Below are 5,299 nucleotides of genomic sequence, written 5' to 3' on the forward strand. Positions count from 1 at the left end.
TGCAGATTCGCCCACATTGTCGACCCCACGCTCTTCCAGCAGAGCGGTCAGCCAGTTGGGATCCATTTCCGGCACGGAACTCAAAAGCAGGTCGGTGTAGGGATGGTGCGGCGGCGTGAACATCGCGTCTTTGGGGCCTTGCTCCACGACCTTTCCCTTTTGCATCACAACCACCTCGTCAGCGATGGAGCGCACGGTGGCAAGGTCGTGTGTGATGAACATATAGGCCAGATCCAGCTCCTTCTGCAGTCGGTCGAGCAGGCGTAAAATACCTTCCGCCACCAGTTGGTCCAGAGCAGATGTGACCTCGTCACAGATGATGAAGCTCGGTTCCGCGGCAAGAGCGCGGGCAATGCCAATCCTTTGCTTCTGGCCACCCGAAAGCTCTGGTGGATAGCGATTGTAGTATTTGGACGGCTCCAGTTCGATCAAGTCCAGCAACTCATCCACGCGCGATTTGAGCGCGGCCCCCGACAAACCGGAATAGAACTGCGCCGGACGCCCGATAATTTCGCTGATGCGCACCTTGGGGTTAAGCGCAGTGTCCGCCATTTGGTAGATCATCTGCGCCTGGCGCAGCTGATCTTTGGAGCGGTTGCGGAAGTTGGGCGGAAGCACCTCGCCGTTAAAGAGCACCTCGCCTTTGGATGGGGGAAGGAGGCCCGTGATTACCCGCGCCGTGGTCGACTTGCCCGAACCAGATTCACCAACAACGGCGACCGTCATGCCTTTGTGGATGTCGAAAGAGACATCGTCGAGGATCTTCGGCCCGCCAGAATAGGCCGCATCGACGCCGCGAACGGACACAACCGGGATTGCGTCTTTGGGGCGCTCTTTCTGTGGCCGTTGGAAGCTGCGCACCGCCCAAAGCGATTTGGTGTAATCTTCCTGCGGATTGTCCAACATCTCTTCCGTTGGCGCTTGCTCTACCTCTTCGCCTTTAAGCAGCACCTTGATGGTGTCAGCCATCTGCGCCACGACGGCGAGGTCATGGGTGATGTAAATCGCCGCCGTATTGAATTGATCCACAATGTCGCGGATCGCGGCCAAGACCTCGATTTGCGTGGTCACGTCCAGCGCTGTCGTTGGCTCGTCAAAGATGATCAAATCCGGGCGGCAGGCCATCGCCATCGCTGTCATGGCGCGCTGCAATTGACCACCGGACACTTGATGCGGATAGCGGAAGCCAATTTCTTCTGGATTGGGCAGACGCAGGCGACGATAGAGCTCTGTTGCATCTTCCTGCGCTTCCAGTCGCTTTTGGATGCGGTAGTGCAACGGGGCTTCGGTGTGTTGATCAATGATCTTATGCGCCGGGTTGAAGCTGGCGGCGGCAGATTGGGCCACGTAGGCGATCCGCGCGCCGCGCAGGGCCCGTTTTTCGCCTTCTGTGGCGGTTGTCAGCTCCATCCCATCAAACTCGATCGAGCCCCCCGAGATGCGTGTGCCATCCCGGGAAAACCCCATGGCGGCCGCCCCAATTGTGGATTTGCCAGCGCCGGACTCACCGATGAGGCCCATGACCTCGCCACGGTGAAGTTTGAGGTCCACGCCTTTGATGATGGGCACCCATTCTTCGCCGGTGAACCCCTCGATTTTGAGATCTTTGATGTCCAGAAGGACTTGTTTCTTATCTGCGGACATTTCTATCACTCCTTCAGACCGGAGGACCGGAACAGCATCCAGTCGACAACAAAGTTCACGGCGACCGTCAGCAGGGCAATGGCCCCCGCCGGGATCAAGGGTGTGATCTCTCCGAAAGAAATCAGCGTAGCATTCTCACGCACCATTGAGCCCCAGTCGGCTGTGGGCGGCTGAATTCCCAGACCAAGGAAGCTGAGACCAGCCACGAGCAAGAACACAAAGCAGAATTCGAGACCAAACTCCGCCACCAACGGAGCAGTGACATTGGGCAGGATCTCCTTGCGAATGAGATACGCGTTCTTCTCGCCGCGCAGGTTCGCAGCTTCGATGTAGTCCATAACCACAACGTTGCCAGCCACCGCACGTGTAAGGCGGAAAACACGCGGCGCGTAGATGATGGCCACAGCCACAATAATCACAAAGACATGCGGACCGAAAATCGACAGCATCAGCAGCGCGAAGATCAGCGACGGGATCGCCATGATAACATCCGCAAAGCGCCCTAAGGTCTGGTCGATCCAGCCGCCACGTGTGGCTGCGATCAAGCCCGCGGTTGCGCCCATGAAGAAGGCAGCCGCCGTTGCCGTAAGCGCGAGGCCGACAGTGTTGCGCGCGCCAAAGATGATGCGGCTAAACATGTCGCGGCCCAGCTGATCTGCGCCCAACAGCATGTTTTCATCGGCTGGCGCAAAAGCTGAAGAGATAACCTCAGATTCACCATAAGGCGCAATCCAAGGCGCAAAGATGCCCGCGATCGCGTAGGTGAAAATGATGAACATACCAAACGCGGCAGTCAGCGGCGCGGTCTTCAATTCTTTTGACACATTGGTTGGAGAGATGATCACCAGGAACTCACGGAAGCAGTAGGACACCCCCGCGGCGAAGGCCAGAATAATGGCGCCCATGGAGATGGCACGCAGCGCGCCCGCGCCGCCCACGATACCGACAACAAAGCTGACCAGTGTGAGCGTGAAGAGCGTCAGGAAAATGCTGCGCTTACCGTAAAAGGCCGCAAGGCAGGAAGCGATGATCAGGATCGCGAAGTATGAGATTACAAATACGTTCATGTGTCTGTCCTCACTTCGGATGCCGCAGGCGCGGGTTGGTCAGGATCGAGCCGACATCGGCCGCGAGATTGAGCAGGATAAATGTGGCTGCGAAAATCAGGCAGATGGCTTGCACCACAGGGAAATCGCGTTTGGACACCGCATCGACCAACGCCTGGCCGATTCCGGGATACACAAACACCACCTCAACCAACACAACACCGGTGATCAGATAGGCCAGATTGAGCGCCACAACATTGATGATCGGGGCCCAGGCATTCGGCAAGGCGTGCCTGACAACGACTTTCCACGGAGGTGCGCCCTTGAGACGGGCCATTTCGATGTAAGGCGAGGCGAGAAGACTGATGATTGCCGCACGCGTCATGCGCATCATATGCGCCGTGACCACAAGCACCAAAGTCAAAGCGGGAAGGAAAGTGCGGTGCAACAGTTCACTAAAGGTCATGCCGTCATTCAAACTCGCAATGGCGGGGAACATGTTGGATTTCACCGACAGATACAGAATTAGGATGTAACCAAGAAAGAACTCCGGGCTGGAAATGGACGTCAGGGTCAGCACATTGGCCACACGGTCAAACAGCGTGTTGCGCAGCAAGGCCACAATGATGCCCAGCGTGATCGCGAAAGGCACCGCAATCACCGCCGCATAAGCTGCCAGAAACAGGGTGTTCACAAACCGGTCAGAGATAAGATCCATGACAGGATCTCCGGAGACGATGGAGTTTCCAAAATTGCCTGTAGCCGCCCCGCCAAGCCATTCAAAATACCGGACAACCGGATGTGTGTTCAGCCCCATTTGCTCGCGCAGGGCCGCAAGGTTTTCTTCGGTAGCACCTTGACCAAGAACGGCCTGTGCCGGATCGCCGGGCAGCAGTAAAACCATAAAAAAGATGATGGCGGAGATCACAACAAGCGTGATCAAGCCAAGCCCAAGACGCTTGGCTATGAGTTTGGAAATGTCCCCCATGGACTCCCTCCTGTTGATGTTCCGACGGGTCCGATCTGCCGGAAGCGGCCTTTTTGGCCTTTGGCCATCTTATTGTGTCTGACGGCTCAGAGATGCGAAGCCCGGTCCATCCGGGCTCCACGTTCTTTGTGAAGGCTTTATCAGCCGGTAAACCACCAACGGCTCGCGGCGCGGGCGCCATCGCACTCCCAGCTCGCCGCCAAAGCCTCCGGCGTGCCAACATTGGAGCGGTTCGCATAGACGAAGTTGTTGAAGAAGGGGATCACGGTGCCCCCGTCATTGCGCGCCAACATGGCCATGTCGCGATACATTTCCCCACGACGGGTGTCGTCCAGCTCGGCCTTTGCTTGCAGCAGCAGCTTGTTGAACTCTGCGTTTTGCCAGCGGCTTTCGTTCCAGGCCGCGTCGTCTTTGTAGGCCAACGTGTACATCACATCCGGTGTCGGACGCGCGCCCCACGACACGGCACAGAAAGGTTTCTTCAGCCAAACGTCAGAATAGTACCCGTCGTTTGGCTCGCGCACGACCTTCATGTTGATGCCAGCCTTTTTGGCCTGTTCTGCATAAAGCACGCACATGTCCACCGCACCGGCGTAGACGCTGTCCGCCACGCTGATGCTGATTTCCAATCCTTCATGGCCCGCCTTCTTCAGCAAGGACTTGGCCTGATCCGGATCATACTCGCGCTGCGGGATGTCCTCAGGCCAATAGGGCTGCGCCGGCGAGTGGTGGAAATCATTGCCCTTGGTGGCCGCGCCAAAGGCGATCTTCTCGATGATTTCGTCGCGGTCGATGGCCAGTTTCAGGGCGTTGCGCACATCCACATTGTCAAACGGCGCAATGTCGGTGAGCATCGGCATGGTGATCGCACCCGCAGATGGGATGTTGTGCACGGTCACATCTGGATTGCGGCTCATCAGCGCCATGGTTTTCAGCTCGATCAGCGAAACCGCATCCACATCACCAGTCACCAAAGCGGTCTGACGGGCGTTCGGATCGTTCAATGTGATGATTTCCACCGCGTCAAAGTAGGCCCCTTCACCGTGCCAGCCATCGTGGCGGCTGAGGCTGAACTGAACGCCGAACTCGCCCGAATCGATCTTGTAAGGGCCAGAGCCGTCGCCGGACTTCCAATCGATGGTTCCGTCGTCATTTGCCGGGCAAATCGCCAAGTGATAGTCGGTCATCAGCCAAGGGAAATCTGCGTTGCCCCCGGACAGCTTCACAACAACTGTATAGTCCCCATCTGCGGTGATATCGGTAACATCTGCCAGCAGTGCCTTGGCGGCAGAGGTAGAGTCATCCCCCCGATGGTGGTTCAACGACGCAATCACATCGGTTGCGGTCAGCTTTTTGCCGCTGTGGAAGCTGGCGTTTTCATTGAGCTTGAAGGTCCATTGCGACGCTTCTGCACTGCCTTCCCAGCTGGTTGCCAAATCGCCTCCCAAAGAACCGTCGCCATTGATCATGGTCAGATAGGATCGGTGCGTGTGGGCCAAGAAAATCATCGTCCGGGTCAAATATGTACCTGGATCATGCGTGTCGCCCGTATTGCCGTCATGAATACCCCAGCGGAATGTACCGCCTTTCTGAGGCGCCGCTGCAGCCTTTGTGGTCCATA

The 5,299-nt window shown here is 57.2% G+C and carries 4 protein-coding genes; all 4 read right to left on the reverse strand.

Annotated features, from left to right (window positions below; translation table 11 throughout):
• A partial coding sequence (locus J7413_RS20285) for an ABC transporter ATP-binding protein (RefSeq protein ID WP_209101818.1) occupies window positions 1-1,644 on the reverse strand: 1,644 nt, incomplete at its 3' end.
• Window positions 1,645-1,649: 5 nt separating this feature from the next.
• Window positions 1,650-2,711, reverse strand: a complete 1,062-nt coding sequence (locus tag J7413_RS20290; protein WP_209101821.1) for an ABC transporter permease — start codon at window positions 2,709-2,711, stop codon at window positions 1,650-1,652.
• A 10-nt stretch (window positions 2,712-2,721) separates the two neighbouring features.
• Complete coding sequence (locus tag J7413_RS20295; protein ID WP_209101824.1) at window positions 2,722-3,678, reverse strand: ABC transporter permease; 957 nt, start codon at window positions 3,676-3,678, stop codon at window positions 2,722-2,724.
• 140 nt (window positions 3,679-3,818) lie between these two features.
• A partial coding sequence (locus J7413_RS20300) for an ABC transporter substrate-binding protein (RefSeq protein WP_209101827.1) occupies window positions 3,819-5,299 on the reverse strand: 1,481 nt, incomplete at its 5' end.

The organism is Shimia sp. R10_1, assembly GCF_017744095.1.
Classification (GTDB): domain Bacteria; phylum Pseudomonadota; class Alphaproteobacteria; order Rhodobacterales; family Rhodobacteraceae; genus Shimia.